Annotated in this window: 15 protein-coding genes; 8 read left to right on the forward strand and 7 right to left on the reverse strand. The window is 38.2% G+C overall.

Features of this window, described 5'->3' with window-relative positions; translation table 11 throughout:
- The first annotated feature begins 223 nt into the window (after window positions 1–223).
- Entirely contained in the window at window positions 224–1,927 is a 1,704-nt protein-coding gene (locus EHQ16_RS05895; protein WP_135634749.1) for a hypothetical protein, read from the forward strand.
- Window positions 1,928–1,937: 10 nt separating this feature from the next.
- Window positions 1,938–2,417, forward strand: a complete 480-nt coding sequence (locus tag EHQ16_RS05900; protein ID WP_135634747.1) for an LA_3150 family lipoprotein — start codon at window positions 1,938–1,940, stop codon at window positions 2,415–2,417.
- A gap of 69 nt (window positions 2,418–2,486) precedes the next feature.
- Here the strand turns inward: EHQ16_RS05900 and EHQ16_RS05905 are convergent, their stop codons facing one another.
- Both EHQ16_RS05905 and EHQ16_RS05910 read right to left on the reverse strand, forming a co-directional pair.
- On the reverse strand, window positions 2,487–3,674 hold the full coding sequence (locus EHQ16_RS05905) for a DUF2804 domain-containing protein (protein ID WP_244241950.1): 1,188 nt from the start codon (window positions 3,672–3,674) through the stop codon (window positions 2,487–2,489).
- 231 nt (window positions 3,675–3,905) lie between these two features.
- Window positions 3,906–5,096, reverse strand: coding sequence for an EAL domain-containing protein (locus tag EHQ16_RS05910; protein ID WP_135634743.1), 1,191 nt, complete (start codon window positions 5,094–5,096; stop codon window positions 3,906–3,908).
- Between the two features lie 146 nt (window positions 5,097–5,242).
- On the opposite strand from EHQ16_RS05910, the gene EHQ16_RS05915 reads away from it, so the two are divergent.
- Genes EHQ16_RS05915 through EHQ16_RS05930 form a run of 4 tightly spaced genes read left to right on the forward strand, consistent with a single transcriptional unit; the run spans window position 5,243 to window position 9,081 of the window.
- Window positions 5,243–6,571, forward strand: a complete 1,329-nt coding sequence (locus tag EHQ16_RS05915) for a hypothetical protein (RefSeq protein ID WP_135634741.1) — start codon at window positions 5,243–5,245, stop codon at window positions 6,569–6,571.
- Window positions 6,565–7,740: an ankyrin repeat domain-containing protein gene (locus EHQ16_RS05920; protein ID WP_135634739.1), complete on the forward strand. Its 1,176-nt coding sequence runs from the start codon at window positions 6,565–6,567 to the stop codon at window positions 7,738–7,740. Before EHQ16_RS05915 ends, EHQ16_RS05920 begins: the two co-directional genes overlap by 7 nt.
- Entirely contained in the window at window positions 7,737–8,450 is a 714-nt protein-coding gene (locus tag EHQ16_RS05925) for an RluA family pseudouridine synthase (protein WP_135634737.1), read from the forward strand. The genes EHQ16_RS05920 and EHQ16_RS05925 overlap by 4 nt, the downstream gene beginning before the upstream one ends.
- Window positions 8,440–9,081: an HAD family hydrolase gene (locus EHQ16_RS05930; protein ID WP_135634735.1), complete on the forward strand. Its 642-nt coding sequence runs from the start codon at window positions 8,440–8,442 to the stop codon at window positions 9,079–9,081. The genes EHQ16_RS05925 and EHQ16_RS05930 overlap by 11 nt, the downstream gene beginning before the upstream one ends.
- A gap of 7 nt (window positions 9,082–9,088) precedes the next feature.
- On the opposite strand, the gene EHQ16_RS05935 is transcribed toward EHQ16_RS05930, so the two are convergent.
- Window positions 9,089–10,018, reverse strand: a complete 930-nt coding sequence (locus EHQ16_RS05935; protein WP_135634733.1) for a response regulator — start codon at window positions 10,016–10,018, stop codon at window positions 9,089–9,091.
- Window positions 10,015–11,631 carry a sensor histidine kinase gene (locus tag EHQ16_RS05940; RefSeq protein ID WP_135634732.1) on the reverse strand — a complete coding sequence of 539 codons (1,617 nt, stop codon included), beginning with the start codon at window positions 11,629–11,631 and terminating at the stop codon, window positions 10,015–10,017. Before EHQ16_RS05940 ends, EHQ16_RS05935 begins: the two co-directional genes overlap by 4 nt.
- 100 nt (window positions 11,632–11,731) lie before the next feature.
- On the opposite strand from EHQ16_RS05940, the gene EHQ16_RS05945 reads away from it, so the two are divergent.
- Together EHQ16_RS05945 and rlmD are read left to right on the forward strand one after the other, a co-directional pair.
- Complete coding sequence (locus EHQ16_RS05945; protein ID WP_135634730.1) at window positions 11,732–12,805, forward strand: quinone-dependent dihydroorotate dehydrogenase; 1,074 nt, start codon at window positions 11,732–11,734, stop codon at window positions 12,803–12,805.
- Window positions 12,802–14,001: a 23S rRNA (uracil(1939)-C(5))-methyltransferase RlmD gene (gene rlmD, locus EHQ16_RS05950; protein WP_135634728.1), complete on the forward strand. Its 1,200-nt coding sequence runs from the start codon at window positions 12,802–12,804 to the stop codon at window positions 13,999–14,001. The genes EHQ16_RS05945 and rlmD overlap by 4 nt, the downstream gene beginning before the upstream one ends.
- On the opposite strand, the gene EHQ16_RS05955 is transcribed toward rlmD, so the two are convergent.
- The 3 genes from EHQ16_RS05955 to EHQ16_RS05965 are packed head-to-tail and all read right to left on the reverse strand — an operon-like array spanning window position 13,994 to window position 17,208.
- The gene (locus tag EHQ16_RS05955; RefSeq protein ID WP_135634726.1) at window positions 13,994–15,547 is read right to left on the reverse strand and encodes an FAD-dependent oxidoreductase; all 1,554 of its coding nucleotides are present in this window, start codon (window positions 15,545–15,547) and stop codon (window positions 13,994–13,996) included. The two genes, rlmD and EHQ16_RS05955, sit on opposite strands and share 8 nt — an antisense overlap.
- Before the next feature lies 1 nt (window position 15,548).
- The gene (locus EHQ16_RS05960) at window positions 15,549–16,076 is read right to left on the reverse strand and encodes a hypothetical protein (RefSeq protein ID WP_135634724.1); all 528 of its coding nucleotides are present in this window, start codon (window positions 16,074–16,076) and stop codon (window positions 15,549–15,551) included.
- Window positions 16,060–17,208, reverse strand: coding sequence for a nitrilase-related carbon-nitrogen hydrolase (locus EHQ16_RS05965; protein ID WP_208742236.1), 1,149 nt, complete (start codon window positions 17,206–17,208; stop codon window positions 16,060–16,062). The genes EHQ16_RS05960 and EHQ16_RS05965 overlap by 17 nt, the downstream gene beginning before the upstream one ends.
- Window positions 17,209–17,269 lie beyond the last annotated feature (61 nt).

Here is a 17,269-nt window from a genome sequence, read left to right on the forward strand (position 1 = left end):
ATCGTGATTCTTTTGTCATAAAACTCAAATCCGATTGTGACAAACCGAGTTTTTGCTAAAAAAATATGCAAAAAACCGCTGGTTTAGGCCTCTGTAATCATTTTGTAACACTTACGTCATCCAGACCCAACAATACTTCAATACGTTTGTAACTAGACTGAAACATTCAATCGGAAGGTAACATCCGTTTGTAATTAATCCAAATCAGTCGTGACCAAACTGAATGAAGACTATAATCAAAGCTCTCTTGGGCATCTTAATCGTTGCGAGAGCGGTTTCTGCAGAACCAGAACCCACCCAAACAAAAGAACCGATTCCGCAGGTTACAGCTCCGGCAGAAACCAAAGAACATAAAAAGGAATCCAAGGAACCACAAGCGAAAGTATACCGAGAACTCTATGAAGATACGGAGTCCGGACAAATTTTTACGAAACCGGGCCCAAACCGAGTGAAGGTAGAATACAATCGTCCCCTTACGAATGGAAATTCAACCACCCTACCAGATGCTTTCGCTCATAGACCCGATGATACAACAAAGGAAAAACTAACGATTTTCGGTCGTTTACAGTTTCGTGGTGTATCTGGATCGGAAGATTCTCTCTTCAATAATGGACACCGCGATTTTAACACAGTCGATTGGAATTTTCGTAGGCTAAGGTTTGGTGCACAATATGAAAACGATTGGTGGGGAACCAATATCCAACTTCGTTTGGAAAACATGCTCAATCGAACCGATGTGGTGCAAACGACAAACACTTTAAATTATTTAGATTCGAATGGTAGGCCAGCAACAACTACCTATGTAACCAACACTAAATTAAAAGATAACCGTGGTTATATTCATGAAGCCTTTGGTTTTGCAAAAATTCCTTATGCAGGATTACGATTTGTATTTGGACAATTGCCAACACAATTCAGTCGAGAGTATTTACAGTCTTCTGCAAACTTTGTAACTTTAGAACGCAGTATGATCGTTAATGCCATTCCTCAGTTTGATCATGGTGTAATGATCCAAGCAAACCCTTTGAAAGAAATTGATCACAAATGGGAAAGATACTTACAAGTTTCACTTATGGTCAGTAACGGAAAAGGTGGTGGTGGAGATTATGGAACCGGAAGGAGACAGGACTTAACTACTGCTAACCGTTATGGTGCTGTCAACACTTCACCAATTTATTATGCACGTGCCCAAGTGAATGTATTTGGAGGGCTAAAAAGAGAAGTTGATGGGAAGATGGTGAACTGGCAAGAAGGAGAAGAAATTTTCCAACGTGAATTGAAATGGTCAGTGGGAGCTGGTTACTTACAAACACAGAACTTAATCACACCAGCGCTTTATGTTCCTGAATACACTCCCGGAACTACCAGTGGAATTCAATTGTTAACCGCACAGGGTGCAAATCCAGACCGTGGAAGTTTAGATTCCAATGGAAATCCAAACTTTTTGGTTCAAAATTCTGTTCCTACTTTGGGTCGACCGAAGATGGGTCTCGTGGGTCACACCTATGATAGTACGTTTACTTACAAAGGTTTTTATTTATCCGGCGCCTATACAACATTTGGTGGTGCAGCTTCCAATGATTTATTTGGATATCATGGAACGATTGGATATAACATTCCTTTTTTGGATAAATACTACATTATGCCTGTGTTCAAGTATGAATACATCCAAGGTGATTTTAATAGAAATGGGAAAGTGGATCCTACGGATTCTTTACGGGTGTATTGGGCAGGTCTAAACTTGTTCGGAGATAAACACCATTTTAAAGCACAACTTTACTACCAAGTCCTTGGCAATCAGTTTGACGTGAATCCAAACACAGGAAATGCGATGCCGATCGATGACAGAAGAGTTTACTTACAATTACAGGCCAACTTTTGGACAGGAGTTGTTTCTCCTGAAGCCTACAGTTATCGACCCAACTAAGAGGAAACAAATGAAATTTAAAATGAATTTAATGATAAGATTATTGATCATCCTAGTAGTTTCTAACTTTTTTGGGAATTGCCAATCGAAAGAACAAAACCGAGACGAGATCTCATCACTTGTAATTAATAACTTACTGAATGGTGTGGCCGATAGAAACAAATCTTTGGTAGTGATGGAAGTGGCCGATCTTGGCGGATCCTATACGGGAACTTGTTATGATACCTTCCAATTGAATGGTGGAAATGTTGGATCTACTGCTTATTTTAATACACCGCCGGGTGGTGCTGGTGGACTTCTGAATACTAACGTTAAAAAATATGCAGTATCCACTTCTTCTTGTTCAGATTTGGGATTTACTAGCGGAAGTAATTTTGGATCTACTTCGCAAAGGCCAAATCCAAACGATACATTCACATTCAAAATGTACACTTGTGATCCGAACAATAACCCTTGCGCAAAGGCAGCGATCACGACCGCAGGATTTTGATTTAGTTTTTATCATCTATCTGGCTGTAATCAATCAGATAGATGATAAAAATTTATGATATAAAATGATTTACCACTTCTGGTACATTTGTTCTGCAAAACCAGCAAGGTCTTTTACTTCTAGTTTTGTGCCACCATCCAAGACCACATAACCATTGTAATGACCAAAAACTTTATTTAGATAAGCTTCTGTTTTGAGTAGGTCTAAAATTTCTGGGAAACTAAAGTTTTGGTACAATTGTTTCAAAAATCCGATCATTCCTGCCAAGTCAATGTCAGAAGATAATAGATACACTGGTGTGAATTCTAATTCCAAACGACCTTCGTTACTCGTAAATTTCCAAGGTTTTTTATAGTCTAAAATATCGTATTTCCAAGTGACTTTATCTAGTTTATGAACCTTTCCTTTGTAAACGATTCCATTTTCTGTGGCATTGTTTGGAATTCCAAAGCCGTATCCCAAATTCAAACTGAGTAACTCACCTTGGACAAGGCCTGCTCCTGCTGCCCATAACCATTTATTTTTTTCAGGCCATGTCCCTCTTCCCCAGTCCAGTACCGCATAACTTTTGTGATTAAATTCGTAAGTAGTATTGTTGTATTGAATGGAACCTTTACAGATCAAACTCGGCATTTTGTATTCATAAAAGAATGTTGATTCCGAAAATGGAGTGATGACAGCAAGTGCCTCGGGAGCTTTTTCTTCTAATTCAAAATTTCCTTTGATGGATTCTGAATTAGAATCTCCTACGATTGAGTATTCGATGACTCTTTTTCCCTTTAATTTAGTAATTCGAATGAACTGATCACCCTTTTTGAATTCAATGGGATCTGTTGTATTGGTTGGAAAAAAGATTTCTCCTGGTCTTACCAATTCTGTTTTGGAAAATAAAATCTTTCCTGTGGCAAAGTCCAAAAGTTCCACACTGCCCATTGCTAAATTTCCAATGTCTGTGACTGTGATGGCACCACCAAACTTTTCATTGTAGAATGTATAATGTTCCCAACGTTTGTATCGTTTTGGATCTACTTTTATATAAGATTCATCAATTTGAAAGTATGGATATCTTGCCCAACCAGAAACATTCAACTTACCATCGTTTGACAATACTGGGATGGGACTTTTGATTTCTTTCTGTTGGGTTGGTTCCCTACCCGGTTCGGGAATCAAGTTAATGATTTTCCCATTTTGGTCTTTGGCTTCATTTGGTTCTAATTTTGAATTAGAACATGAATAGATTAGAAGAGATGATATCATGGCCATTCCAATCAAGAACGGTAACATCAAATTTTTGTTTATCATTGGTTTTCCCCGTGAGTGGTTATGAGAACATTCACAGGTACGAATCGTCAATATTTCTTACAAATCAAAAGGAAATTCTGTATTAGAAAATTAAAATACAATAGGGAAAACTTTATGTTTTTGAATCAATATCAAATACTGCCGAAAGAAGATCGAATCCATGTCATAAATCCAATGACAACAATCTCAATCCAAAACAACGTCGATAAAAAACGAATAACCTAATTCATTGACTTTAGAAAATACGATGACGTTCTTTTTTAATTCTTTATCCCAATAAGGATCACTGACCTGCCAATTTTCGGCATCACGGAATACTTGTTTCACATGTTTATAAAAGAACGGCATGTAAGACCAGTTTTTCTGTAACATGGATAGATTCTCAACAAATCCAAATTCATTGGTTCGAACATAGTATGGAGACACTTGGGTTCCCAACCAATCCGTGATGTACACTCGTTGGATCTTTTGATCTAATTTAAAAAAAGAATTTGGGTCAATGATCACACGATTTTCTAAAACTAAAGTTTTTAAAGAAAGTAAATTCAATTGGAGTTTGATATTCTTTTCAAATTCAATTTCCATCGCGACTTCTTTTCTTTTTTGTTCATGATACAACTGTAGATGTGGAACAACAGTATCACAGATAATTTGTTTATCATGATTTAGTTCCGACGGTCTTCCTAAAAAATATCCTTGTAAGAGACTCGCTCCCGAACTAATGGCACGGTATAATTCTTCTTCTGTTTCAATTCCTTCAAATAATAACTGCGATCCAATACTTAATGAAATTTGTTTTAAGTATTCTAAGATGGATTGGAATTCTCTTTTTTCGATCGATTTTTTTAATAAATTCAAATCAATTTTGATGATATCTGGTTTGATAGCACCTAATCGCTCTAAGTTGGAAGATTCAGACCCAACGTCATCTAATGCAATTCCAAATCCTTGTTCACGTAATAGTTCAACCCCTGCGGCCAAAACATCGGTTCCGTAACTTCCCGATTTTTCAGTGATCTCAATCACGATACGATTCAAAGGAATTCCATAACTATTCACTAAATCAGAGATAGGTAATGAATTCGAACGACTTTCTTCATATTCCAAAATCACTTGGTCAGGAGACATGTTCACAAATAATAGATCGTTCGTGGATTGGATTTTATTCAGTGCCAGCCCAAGCAATTGTCTGTCGATGACACTCATCCGAAGTGCGGAAACATGAGGATCACTAAACTCAGGAATCGAAACCAAATTCCCGGCCTCGTCCTTCCTTCGGCCGAGAGATTCGTACGCGACTACAGTCTGCTCTTCTACGGAAAAGATAGGTTGGAATAAGGGGACATAATGATTCACTAGAGTTGCTTCCAAAGTCATGCGGCTTCCTTGGAAACCAATATCTGTTTTAACGGAAATATATTCAATAAATTAAACTTTTGTTTTTTTGGTGCAAATTCTTTCTTCTGTTTTTCCAGAAATAGACAAGTCTTGACCCGTTTTCTACCCTTCTTAGACTCTCGAGGATGCGCCAATACCTCCTCCTTTTAGGAATTCTAGTCACTACTGTCTGGGCAAGTCCCACACCCGAATTCAAATTTCCAGTGGTCAGTCGGGAAGGGAAAAACCTGGTCGATCCAAACTCCGCTTGGCAAATCCAAAGTCGCATTTCACCCCAAATTGATGGGCAGAATATTTTTAGCATTTTACACCATCCGGATGGTAAGTCAGCGATCATAGGCACCACTGATTTTTATATCTACCGCATCAGTTTGTTAGATGGAAGTTTGATTTGGAAAATCCAGGCAAAGATGTATTACCAAAAGGAATTTGATGGCCCAAAGATTTTTGATGTATCACCCGATGGAAAAACTTTTCTTAGTTTTGGACAAACAGATCCCAATGAACAAAACTCCGAACGTTATTTAGTCATCCGATCTGCCGACAACGGCAGTATTACGAAAAAGTTTGTTCCTGAATTTTCGTTTTTTTATTCAATCACTGCTGATATCGACTATCGTTTTCCTGGAGAAGAAACCAAACAAAATAGAAAAACAGCAGGCCTATCACCTAACTGGATACTTACGATAGATAATGCCAAATTCATTGATGCAGGAAAAAAAATATTAGTTTCTTATAAACATTTTATGGATGGCCCTCATTTTTATGATCGTAGGTTAGTGGTTTATGAAACAACCTCAGGGAAGAAAATAAACGAATTTCAATTAACATCCGACCCAGAATCAGCAGACTGGACCCAACCAGCTGGATTCGAAATCGCACACCACCAATTTCCATTCCAACATGTTAATAAAAGAAATACAATTATATACGGCAATGCCCATGGTAGAATTCACGAAATCAATGAATCGGTTATGGTTCAAAATAACAATGTGCCTATTGTAGAAGAAAAAACAGCAGGACCCATCCTTTATACTCCGCTTAGTAGTTCGGATGATTTAGAAACTAAAGATAGACAAACCATTCGTTCTGTCGCCATCACCCCAGATGGAAAGTATTTATATTGTTCAGCAGGGATAGGAGGTGGTTATCTCCAAGTGTATGGATTCAATTTAGAAACAAAAAAAGAAATATTTCGATCTTCCTTTTTTGACGCAGGAGAACTTGTCGCTCCTTCTAATGATATACTTGTTATCGGTGGATTTTATTCATCAGGAAAATTCTTCATTGTGGATACAAAAAAAGGAATTTTAGTATTTGCATCCGATGATGAAGACAACTACATCAATCCACATCTTTTTTCTGTACATCCAAAACAAAGAGAAGTATTGGCACTTTCCACTGGAAATGAAGTCCTAATCCTTCGCCCAAAAGGAGCAGTCACACCATGGTAAAAAATAAATTCACCCGATTGGTATACGTTTTTAGTATCACCGTATTTTCCTTCCTAACTGTTCCTATTTTTGCAACGGAATTGGATTTATCTCAGATGAGAGATCCCAAAACCATTAAAGATAAAATTAATAAAGGTTTTGATATCAATGCAAAACGTTCTGTGGATGGATATACTTTACTTCATTATGCGGCGGAACTAGGAAACGCTGATCTAACAAAATTTTTAATCACAAAGGGAGCAAATACCAATGTGAGTATGATCCGTGGGAATACTCCCCTCTCCACAGCCATTGGATTTGATAAAACAGAAATCATCAAAATACTTTTAGAAAATGGAGTGGATCCAAATTACCAACTAGGTGAATCCGATTACCTCCGTTCCCATTTTCATTATTATATGATTAAAACTAGAAAGTTTGATCCTTCCATATTCAATTTATTCATTTCAAAAGGAGCAAATTTAGAATCAAAAGATTTTTTTACAGAAACTCCGTTAATTTCTACCGCTGCTCTTGATTTTAAATCCATTCACCATTCGATAAACTTACTGAATGCAGGAGCCAATATCAATGCCCAAACCAAATTTGGAAAAACTCCATTAATGGTTTCTGTTTTTATCAAACACTTTGCCCTCGCTCAGGAACTTATCAAACGCGGAACCAATATCGAATTAGAAGACTCGGATGGAAATACTGTATTACTTGCGATGATTAATATTGGAAACGACCATACGGACAAACCAAAACTATTTCAAATCCTCTTAAACGCAAATGCCAACCCAAACCATCAAAATAAAGAAGGTGATACTGCCTTACATTTAAGTGTGATTGGCAATTCTCTTGAAATCTTGGAGATACTAACGAAACAAAATGTAGATTCAAGTTTGCGGAATCAAAAAGGAAAAACGGCACTAGACCAGGCCATCATCAATGAAAATTGGTTAGCCACAAAAATCTTACTTAAGATAGAAAAAAATATCAATGGATTAGATAAATATGGATCTACAATGTTGCATAGTGCCATATTAAATGAAAAATACGAACTAATCACTCTATTAATGGAAGCAGGAGCTGACCCACAAACAAAAGATAAATGGGGAAAGTCTGCTTTCGAATTTGCAGATAAACAAAACAACCCCAAGGTCATCAAATTACTTAAGAAAGAATGAAACAAAAAACAAATACTCGTTTTTTACCGAAAGGACTAAACATTTTATACGAAGATAGGGACATCCTTGTTGTGGACAAACCAGCAGGATTACTCACGATCGCCACCGAATCTGAAAAATCAAAAACCGCTTATGCGGCTCTTATGGATTATGTGAAAAAAGGAAGTGAAAGATCTAAAAATAGAATTTTCATTGTTCACAGGTTAGATAGAGAAACATCAGGAATTTTGGTATTTGCAAAAACAGAAGTCGCAAAACAAACACTCCAAGAATCTTGGGATAAAACTAAAAAAATCTATCTTGCGGTAAACCATGGAATTTGGAAAGAAAAGACTGGTATGATCCAATCCTACCTTGTGGAATCAAAAGCACACCGAGTGTATTCCACAGATGAACCCGAATTAGGAAAACTTTCTAAAACAAAATACAAAGTTCTAAAAGAAACAAACTTATACTCTCTATTAGAAATTGAACTTTTAACAGGCAGAAAAAATCAAATTCGTGTCCATCTATCTGATAAAAAACATCCCATTGTGGGAGATACAAAGTATGGAAACGACACAAGATCTTATCCGCGTATGGCCTTACATTCTTTTTCCATCCAATTAACACATCCGTTTAGTAAAAAAGAACTTACATTTGAAACCAAAATCCCAAACTTCATTTCAGGGCTTGTGGGTGGATATGAAAGGGACGCAAATGAAACATAAAGGATTTATTTTTGATATGGATGGTGTGGTGGTAGACAATCATTCCTTTCATTTTAAGGCATGGATGGAATTTTCTAAAAAATATAATTTTCCATTAAACTCAGAAATCTATCGAGATACCTTCAATGGTAAAACCAATGCCGATCTTTTTCGAATGATCTTTGGAAATATTTCAGACACGGAAGTCAAACGCTATGGTGATGAAAAAGAAAGTTGGTACCAAACTTTATACCAAAAAGAAATGAAACCCCATACAGGACTTATAGAATACTTAGATTATTTAAAAGAGCAAGGTGTAAAAATTGCACTGGGAACGTCTGCTCCTCCAATGAATGTAGATTTTACTTTAGACAATCTATCTTTAAGACATTATTTTGATGTGATCATCGATGGATCAAAAGTTGAAAAAGGAAAACCAGACCCACAAGTGTATGAACTCTGCGCAAAAGAGTTAGGACTGCCACCAAAAGAATGTGTAGTTTTCGAAGATTCCTTGGCGGGATTAGAATCGGGAAAATCAGCCGGATGTTCCATCATTGGTGTGGCCACGTCCCACACGGAATCTGAATTACAAAGTCATGTAACCCAAATCATTCATAACTTCACAGATGCATTGGTTTTTTCATTATAAACCAATGTTATTCTTGAAAGTCTGTGAGTAAATTTCCTTGTTTGTTTGATAAGTCAATGCGAATCACTGCGGTTCTACCTTCATCAGTATAAGAAAGATCATCAAAAGACAACTTACGTGCCATAAAAATCCCACGTCCATGGGTTTTAAAAGCATTCTTTGTCATTGCTTCCACCGACAAATACCTTTGCCAATCAAAACCCTTACCTTGGTCACTCACACGAATTTCTATATGGTGTTCATTTTTATCAAAAGTAACTTTTACAAATTTATCTTTAAATTCAGGTGTATCTAACCTTCTAAAAATTTCTTCCATAAGTTTGTCGTTATCATGCAGTTCCGATTTTTCTTGATAAGAAATTCCTAGGTTTCCGTGTTCTATGGCATTGTTTAAAATTTCCATAATACCAGTTAACACACGTTCAGGATCAGGACAAGCATTGGCAAGAAGTGGCGCCAACTCGTGAGATTCGCGAATGGAACGAATACGAAACTCTCCAGTTATCATATGCCTAAGGGCACCCATACCTTTATGTAAGTCTTCTTTAGCACGTTGGAGTTTGATAAAATGTTCTACTGCCGTTTGTACAATCCGTACTAACAAAGTTCGAGAATACGGTTTGGTTAAATAATAAAAAGCACCGGCATCCAACCCTTCTGTCATATCTGTGACAGAACTCATCGCCGTTTGAAAGATCACAGGAATGTCTTTATACTTTTCCGATCGTTTGATTTTTTTTAGAAGTTCGATTCCATCCATCTTTGGCATAAGTCGATCCAAAATAATGGCATGAAATAAAGTCACATCGGAACTAAGAATCTGAAAGGCTTCCTCACCGTCCTTTGCTTTCACGACGTTAAATCCTTTATCAGACAAAGACTCATCGATGATCATTAAATTGATCATTTCATCGTCCACTGCTAGTAGGTTGATCATCGAAGGCCCTCGCGAGAACAAGGAATTAACATAGTAAAAATAGCTCCCTTTGATTCATGGTTCTCGGCATACAACAAACCGTGGTGGTCATTGACAATTTCTCTAGAAATGGACAACCCAAGGCCCGTTCCTTTTGTCCCCGCTTTCACCTGTTTTGACTGGATGAATTTTTCAAAAATTTTATCCAAATCTTCCGGAGGAATCCCAGGCCCAAAGTCACGAATTTGTATTCCGATACCATTTACATACGACTGAGTTTTTCTCGGAATAAATTCTCTTCGAATCATACTAATTTCAATATTAGTGTCATTTGGGATGAATTTTAATGCGTTCGACAGAATATTTCGTATGACTTGTTGGATCCGTTCGTAATCAAACTCGGCTTCCCAACGTTCTTCCTTATCTACTAAAACAACTGTGATCCCTCTTTTTTCCAGAATTAAGCGCATTTCGTTGATCACGAATTTCGTTGTTTCTTTCAGGCAGTTTTTTTCGAAAAGATATCGCATTTTTCCTGATTCCAATTTGGCAATATCTAACAAATTTTCCAGTAGACCTAACAGTCGTTTTCCTGAGGAATCAATGATCTGGAAGTATTCTTTAATTTTTTCGGGAGAAACAGAAGCAGATTTTTCTTCTCCTAATTCAGCATAACTCAAAATGGCATGGATTGGTGTTTTTAGTTCGTGAGAAATATTGGCAAGAAATAACGACTTCATATAGGAAGCTTCTTCTGCAATATTTTTGGACATTTTTAGATCCATGGTTTGGCTTTCTACCAAATCCTCTAAATGATTTCTATATTGGTAAAGTTCTTGTTCCTGAAGTTTTCTTTGGCTGATGTCTCGTAAAATTCCAGTAAACATTTTACCAGCTTTCGTTTTGAATTCTCCTACAGACAATTCACATGGAAAAATTTCACCTGACTTTCGTTGTGCGGTAAGTTCCCGACCCACTCCAATGATATGTTGGGTACCAGTTGCTTTGTATCTCCGAAGGTATTCATCATGTTTATCTTTATATTCACCAGGAATAATCATTGTAACATTTTTACCGATGACTTCTTCGTGACTGTAACCAAATGTATCTTCAGCTGTTTTATTAAAAAATTGGATAATCCCTTCGTCGTTGATGATGATGATAGAATCGGCGGCATTTTGTGCCATGGAAAGAAATCTAGACTCACTCTCGAGAAACGCACTTTCTAATCTTTTTCTTTCTGTGATGTCCCTGTGGTTGGACATGATATATCCTTCGTATAAAACCACAAAACGTACTTCCACATGACGTATGTTTGGTTCTATACCATAAGAATACTCTTTCCAAAACACTTGGCTTTTTTTCTCGGATAAATAAGCAAGAGCTTCTGTTGCAATTTCGCGTAAGTAAGGAGGTAAACCCACATCGATATGTTTGCCAAGTAAGGTTTCTGGTTTGTCTCCAATGTTCACAAACCGTGAAGATTTATAATCTACAATGATTCCTTCTTTATTGATTTTAAGCCAAAAATCCGGATTGGATCTGAGGAGGTTTTCCAATTCCCGGAGTATCGTTTCCGCAGGAAAGTTGGAAGGATTTTGCCAAATTCGGGGAAATGATGAATTAGATTCCATTCACTAAAGTCCTGATAATGAGTCTCTGAAAGAACGCTATTTTCGGAAAGAAATTGTAAGAAAAGAGCGTGAAAAAAGAATCAACGTTAGGGTTCTCCTTTTGTTTTACAATCACCTCATCAAACCTATCCTTTTTCATTTAGATCCAGAATCAGCACACCATTTGGTATCGGGGTTTCTTTCGCTTTCAGAAAAAATTCCTTTTTTCCACAAAACTCTATCTTCTCTTTTTGAATACAAATCTGAAAGACTCAAACAAACCATCCAAGGAATCCATTTTCCCAATCCATTAGGACTTGCCGCAGGATTCGACAAAACAACAGAACTTTTTCCCACAATGATTCACATGGGGTTTGGATTTATTGAAGTTGGAACCATCACTGCCAAAGAACAACCAGGTAGCGACAAACCAAGACTCTTCCGTTATCCCAAACAAAAAGCCCTCATCAACCGAATGGGATTCAATAATCCTGGAGCGGATATTGCCGAATCCAATATCAAAAAACAAAAAAAGTTGGGTGTACGTGGAATCAATGCGGGAAAATCAAAAGTCACTGAATTAGAAAATGCAGTCGGTGATTATGTTTATACATTAAAGAAGTTAGTTCCTTATGGGGACTATGCTGTGATCAATATCAGCTCTCCCAACACTCCGGGCCTTCGTTCTCTCCAAACGAAAAAAACTCTGATCGATCTCATCGAAGGAATTCAATCTGCATTTGATCACAAGTTTCCCATTCCCTTATATCTAAAATTTGCTCCCGATCTATCAGAAGAAGAGTTAATCGAAAATCTAAAGGTATGTTTGGATTATAAAATCAGTGGAGTCATTCTCACCAATACCACACTTAATAAAGATATACTTGGTGAAACTAGTCCACCTGAAGGTGGCCTCTCTGGCGGCCCACTATTTGAAAGATCCCTTCATTTTGTTTCCCTTGCTTACAAAACTCTAAAGGGAAAAATTCCGATCATCGGTGTGGGGGGAATTGATTCAGGAGAAAAAGCAAAACTGATGATAGAAGCCGGTGCCAACCTAGTCCAAATTTACACTGGTTATATTTATGAAGGACCGTTTCTTCCTTACCAAATTTGTTCTTACCTCGACAAAGTGATCAAAGAAAAGAAACTCTCCAATATCTCCGAACTTGTAGGAACCGGAAATCCATTATGACACAAACCAATCCCGGTACAAAAATCTGCACTCATTTCGGAACCTGTGGTGGTTGTAATTATCTAGACATTGATTACACCAAAGAACTTCGGAAAAAAGAACAAAACATCAAAGAACTTTTTAAATCCTATCGCCATTTAGAATTTCGTACGATTGTTCCCAGTCCCTCACCAGAATATTACCGTCACAAAATCCAACTTCCTTTTGGACGTAGAAACATAGCCAACAAAACCTTACTCACATTAGGTTTATTTAACAAAGAATCTACTTTTGTTCTCGACCAAACCGAATGCCAAATCCAAGATCCTGGCCTTACAGAAATTGCACTGGCCGTCAAACAATGGGCTAGGCGAGAAGGACTTCTCCCTTACAACGAAAAATCCAAACGCGGGATGATGAAATACCTCGTAGCAAGAAAATCTTTTTCCACAGGAGAAATCATTCTAGGGATTGTCACTGCCAAAGAAGATCTCCCTCATGCCAAAGATGCCTCCAAAAGACTCCACACTGCCATCCAAAATCGAATTGGGAAAACAGGAAAGTTTGGAAAAATTGTAGGGATCATCCAAAACATCAATACAAAACACACCACGATGGCACTTGGCCGCGAAGAACATCTGTTATGGGGTAGACCCTATATCCACGAACATTTTGGAAAACATAAATTCCGCGTGGGCCTTTCTACTTTTTTGCAAGTTAACCCCATCCAAACTCCCAGTTTGTACAATTTGGTTCTAGATGAAATCGAACCAAACTCGCGAGTCATTGATGCTTATTCGGGAATTGGAACCATTTCGTTTTGGATTTCAGGAAATTGCAAAGAGGTGATGGGAATTGAAGAAAATCCCAACTCACACAAAACCGCTCTGGAATCAGTCAAATTCAACAAAATCCATAATGTACGTTTTCGCAAAGGAAGGGTGGCCGAAGTGTTACCAACTCTGTTTGGAAAAAACTATGATACCTTAGTCCTCGACCCTCCACGTACAGGACTCGGTGTCGAAGTGGCAGAAACCATTTTGGGTATGGGTTTCAAAAAAATTGTCTATGTATCTTGTGATCCAATGAGTCTACGAGAAGACACAAATCTTCTGGCAAGGCAATACTTCTTAAATTCGGTGCAACCAGTAGATATGTTCCCAAGAACCGACCACGTAGAAACCGTAGCCGTTTTTAGAAACAAAAACCTCACATAACATCCGTTAAAGACTCAGAGGCTTTTTTACTAAAAGCCATAATGGTAAAACTTGGATCCACACTGACTCCTGTTGGAAAAACAGAAGAGTCAGCCACAAACAGGTTCTGAAATCCATGCACTTGGTGGCGAGAATTCACAACGGAATTTTCGCTCGATTTTCCCATCCGACATCCACCTGCCGGGTGGGGAGCCGCCATTGGAAATTCTGCCGGTCTCCATGCGAGAGCATCGATTTCTTCTTTTTTAGGAAGTTTGGAATATTTACGAAGTTTCATACCTGCAAGGAAAACTTCTTTGGCACCAGCTTCAAAATTTAACTTCATTTGTTTGTAAGTGAGATCGCTAAAGATTTGTTTGGTGACTTTTCCAAAAGGATAATGAATTTTTCGTTTTCCAAACAGATCCACTTCGATAGAACCCAGTTCCCCATCCACATCATCAATCCAACCAATGGTTCCACCCAAATGTTCCATTTGTTTCATATAATAAAAGTGGTCTTTTCCAAAACTAGGAATAAGAGCCGCAAGAGTGGCGGGTTGCAATTGGTTTGGCATGAGCATATACCCACCTTCCTTGTACTTACCATTTTGGTATCTGGCCAATCGGAAATCCTCAACACCATAAGCTGCGGGGATATTTCTCCATTGTACGATGGATTCTTCATATAACGCATGTACCATGGGAGAAGGATTGATTGCCAAAAACTCACCAAGTGCTGGTAATCGTTTTTTCAGTCCATTGCGGAGCAAAAAAGTAGAACTGCCAAAGCCACCTGCGGAAACACAAACGGCTTTGGATAAAAAAGTGATTTTTGTCGCCGTTGGACGAAGGGTCCTTCTGTCTATCACCACGGCTTCAAGGCCAGTGACTTTCTGACCAACATAGTTTAACTTTTCGGCACGAAGGTCGGTATACACATCGGTTCCGAGTTGCACAGCTCTTGGGATATGAGTCACAAGTTGCGACTGTTTGGCACCAAACATACATCCTTGCATACAATGGCCGGACTTTTGACAGTTTTTCCGAGCTTGTGGGACGGCATGTCCTTCCCAACCTAATCGTTGGGAAGCGCTTCGAAACAACCGGTTCATCGGATTAAAAGATTCTTCACCCGCTGGGGTTACATGAAGGTCGGCTTCTAATTCCGACCAATAGGAATGTAGGTCTTCCGGAAGGTGGTTTTCGATTCCGTATTTGCGGTTCCATAATAACAACCTGTCATCTGGGGTTCGGTAACTATCGGCCCAGTAGTGAACAGAGGCCCCACCCAAGTTGTTTCCATACACGAGGTTGATCCCACCGTCTGCTGTGGTGTGGAAATTTCTCTCCGCAGAAACTTTTCCACCCATATTGAGTTCATGGTTATCAAAGGTCCCTGTATGGTAATTTCCTCCTTGTTCCAAGAGCGCTACTTTGATTCCTTTTTTGGAAAGTTCATAGGCCATTGTCGACCCACCACAACCGGAACCAATGACCACTACATCAACAACAATGGTTTCCTTCTTCGCATAACTTTTGTAATCACGATACAATCCTGATTTCAACTTAGAGTTCCTTTCCTTTCACCAAGTTTTGGTAATGGATTCTTGACTCGCTCCATTTTTCAGGAGGGTTAGCAAAAGGCCCCGGATAAGAAATAGGCGCCCATGTTGTTTTGTGACCATAATAAACAAGACAAACTAGAAGTTTTAAATTTCCAACCACAGCCCTAACAATATCAGAATCTGTTTCTGCCCAGAGGAATAAAAGTTCTTCACGTTTTTCCCGAGAAAGATTGGAAAAAAAACTAAATTGCCCATAAAGGAGGGGAAGGTATTCCAAAACCATCACTGCCGAATGAAAATCTTCCTGGATCTCTTCGGAAACAAAATACAACTCTTCATCCAATCTTCGCATAACATCCGCTTCTTCTAGATTTGGCATTTCTGGTTCTCTGAGAGGAAGGACTACCTCTGAAAAAGCTGTGACAGTTTTTGTTTCTGAATCACTAAAATAAAAATAACGAATTTTGGATTTAATTCCTGCACAAAAAAGTAATAAGGCCAAAAAGGATTTTCTAGAGATAGAGTACATAGATTCTGCCTTGGTTTTTTTCTTCTTTTACAACATTCGAAACGGATTTTCCAGCAAGAGAAAGAAAGGCATCTCCATTTGCTACTAGATCCCAAATTTCACCTCGGAAAAACACATTGATTCCCGCTTTTACCTTTGGGTCTTTGAGACGACCATTCATCGCATATTTTTTCCAAGCCGCCCGCTCAGAAATGGAGCCAATGTCTTTGGGATCGACATCTTTTGGATTCGCATAACCGTTGTAACCCTGCCATTTGGTTGTCCAGGCCTCAGCCGGTGAGACAAAAGAAGGAACAGCGAGTAACTCCGATTCTGATTTTTTAAATTCCGTATATACTTCTGGAAACCAAGAATCGGCACAAACCATTGTATATAACTTTCCCAGTGGGGTTTGGTAACTTGGATTTTCATCCAACTTACCTTCTTTTAAAAACTCTTTCTCATCAATAATGGGAAATAGTTTTCTTACGATTTGGTCGTCCACTCTCCCGTCTGGATGAAAATAAAAACTTACATTTTCTAAAGGCCCATCGGTCGGAGTGATTTTTCCTTCAATGACTTTGGGGTGAGGCAGAACAATCGAACCAGCAACGATTGATACCCGATACTCACGTGAGAGTCTTGCAAAAACAGACTGGTATCTGTCAGTCATTTGCCATGCCTTCATACGAAAGAGTGTTTCTTTTAATGTATCACTTGAGTAAGAATTACTGAAGAGATAATGCCAAAGAAAAGAACCCAAGTTTTGTTTTACCAAAACTTCCATAGCTTCTTGGATAGTATTGGTTGCAAAAATGGATTTGTCTTCGGCAGTCACAACAAGCCAAGTTCCAATGTATTCCGGTAAAACAACAATGCTGCGATCCACAAAGAGAAGTTCATTTTCCTTTGCCACTCGAAAGTAATCATTCAAAGCCAGATAAAAACTATCTTCTGTTGCGTAACTATACTTGTTGAGATAAGGTTCTATCCCTACAAAACTACCACGTTTTGCCATTCCCTCTTTTTGGATGTATACCTTTGGGGTAGGTACGTATTTTGAGATTTCCTCTTGTGGAACAATTTGCTTTTGGCAATGGATCGTAAAAACGAGAATGCTTATAAAAACAGAAAAAGAAATGGGAAAACGCATCCACCAAATCTACTACACAACTTCGTTTCAGACAATATTTAATTGTGTTCTTAGTTTTTTC

This window comes from Leptospira kanakyensis (assembly GCF_004769235.1).
GTDB classification, from domain to species: Bacteria; Spirochaetota; Leptospiria; order Leptospirales; family Leptospiraceae; genus Leptospira_A; species Leptospira_A kanakyensis.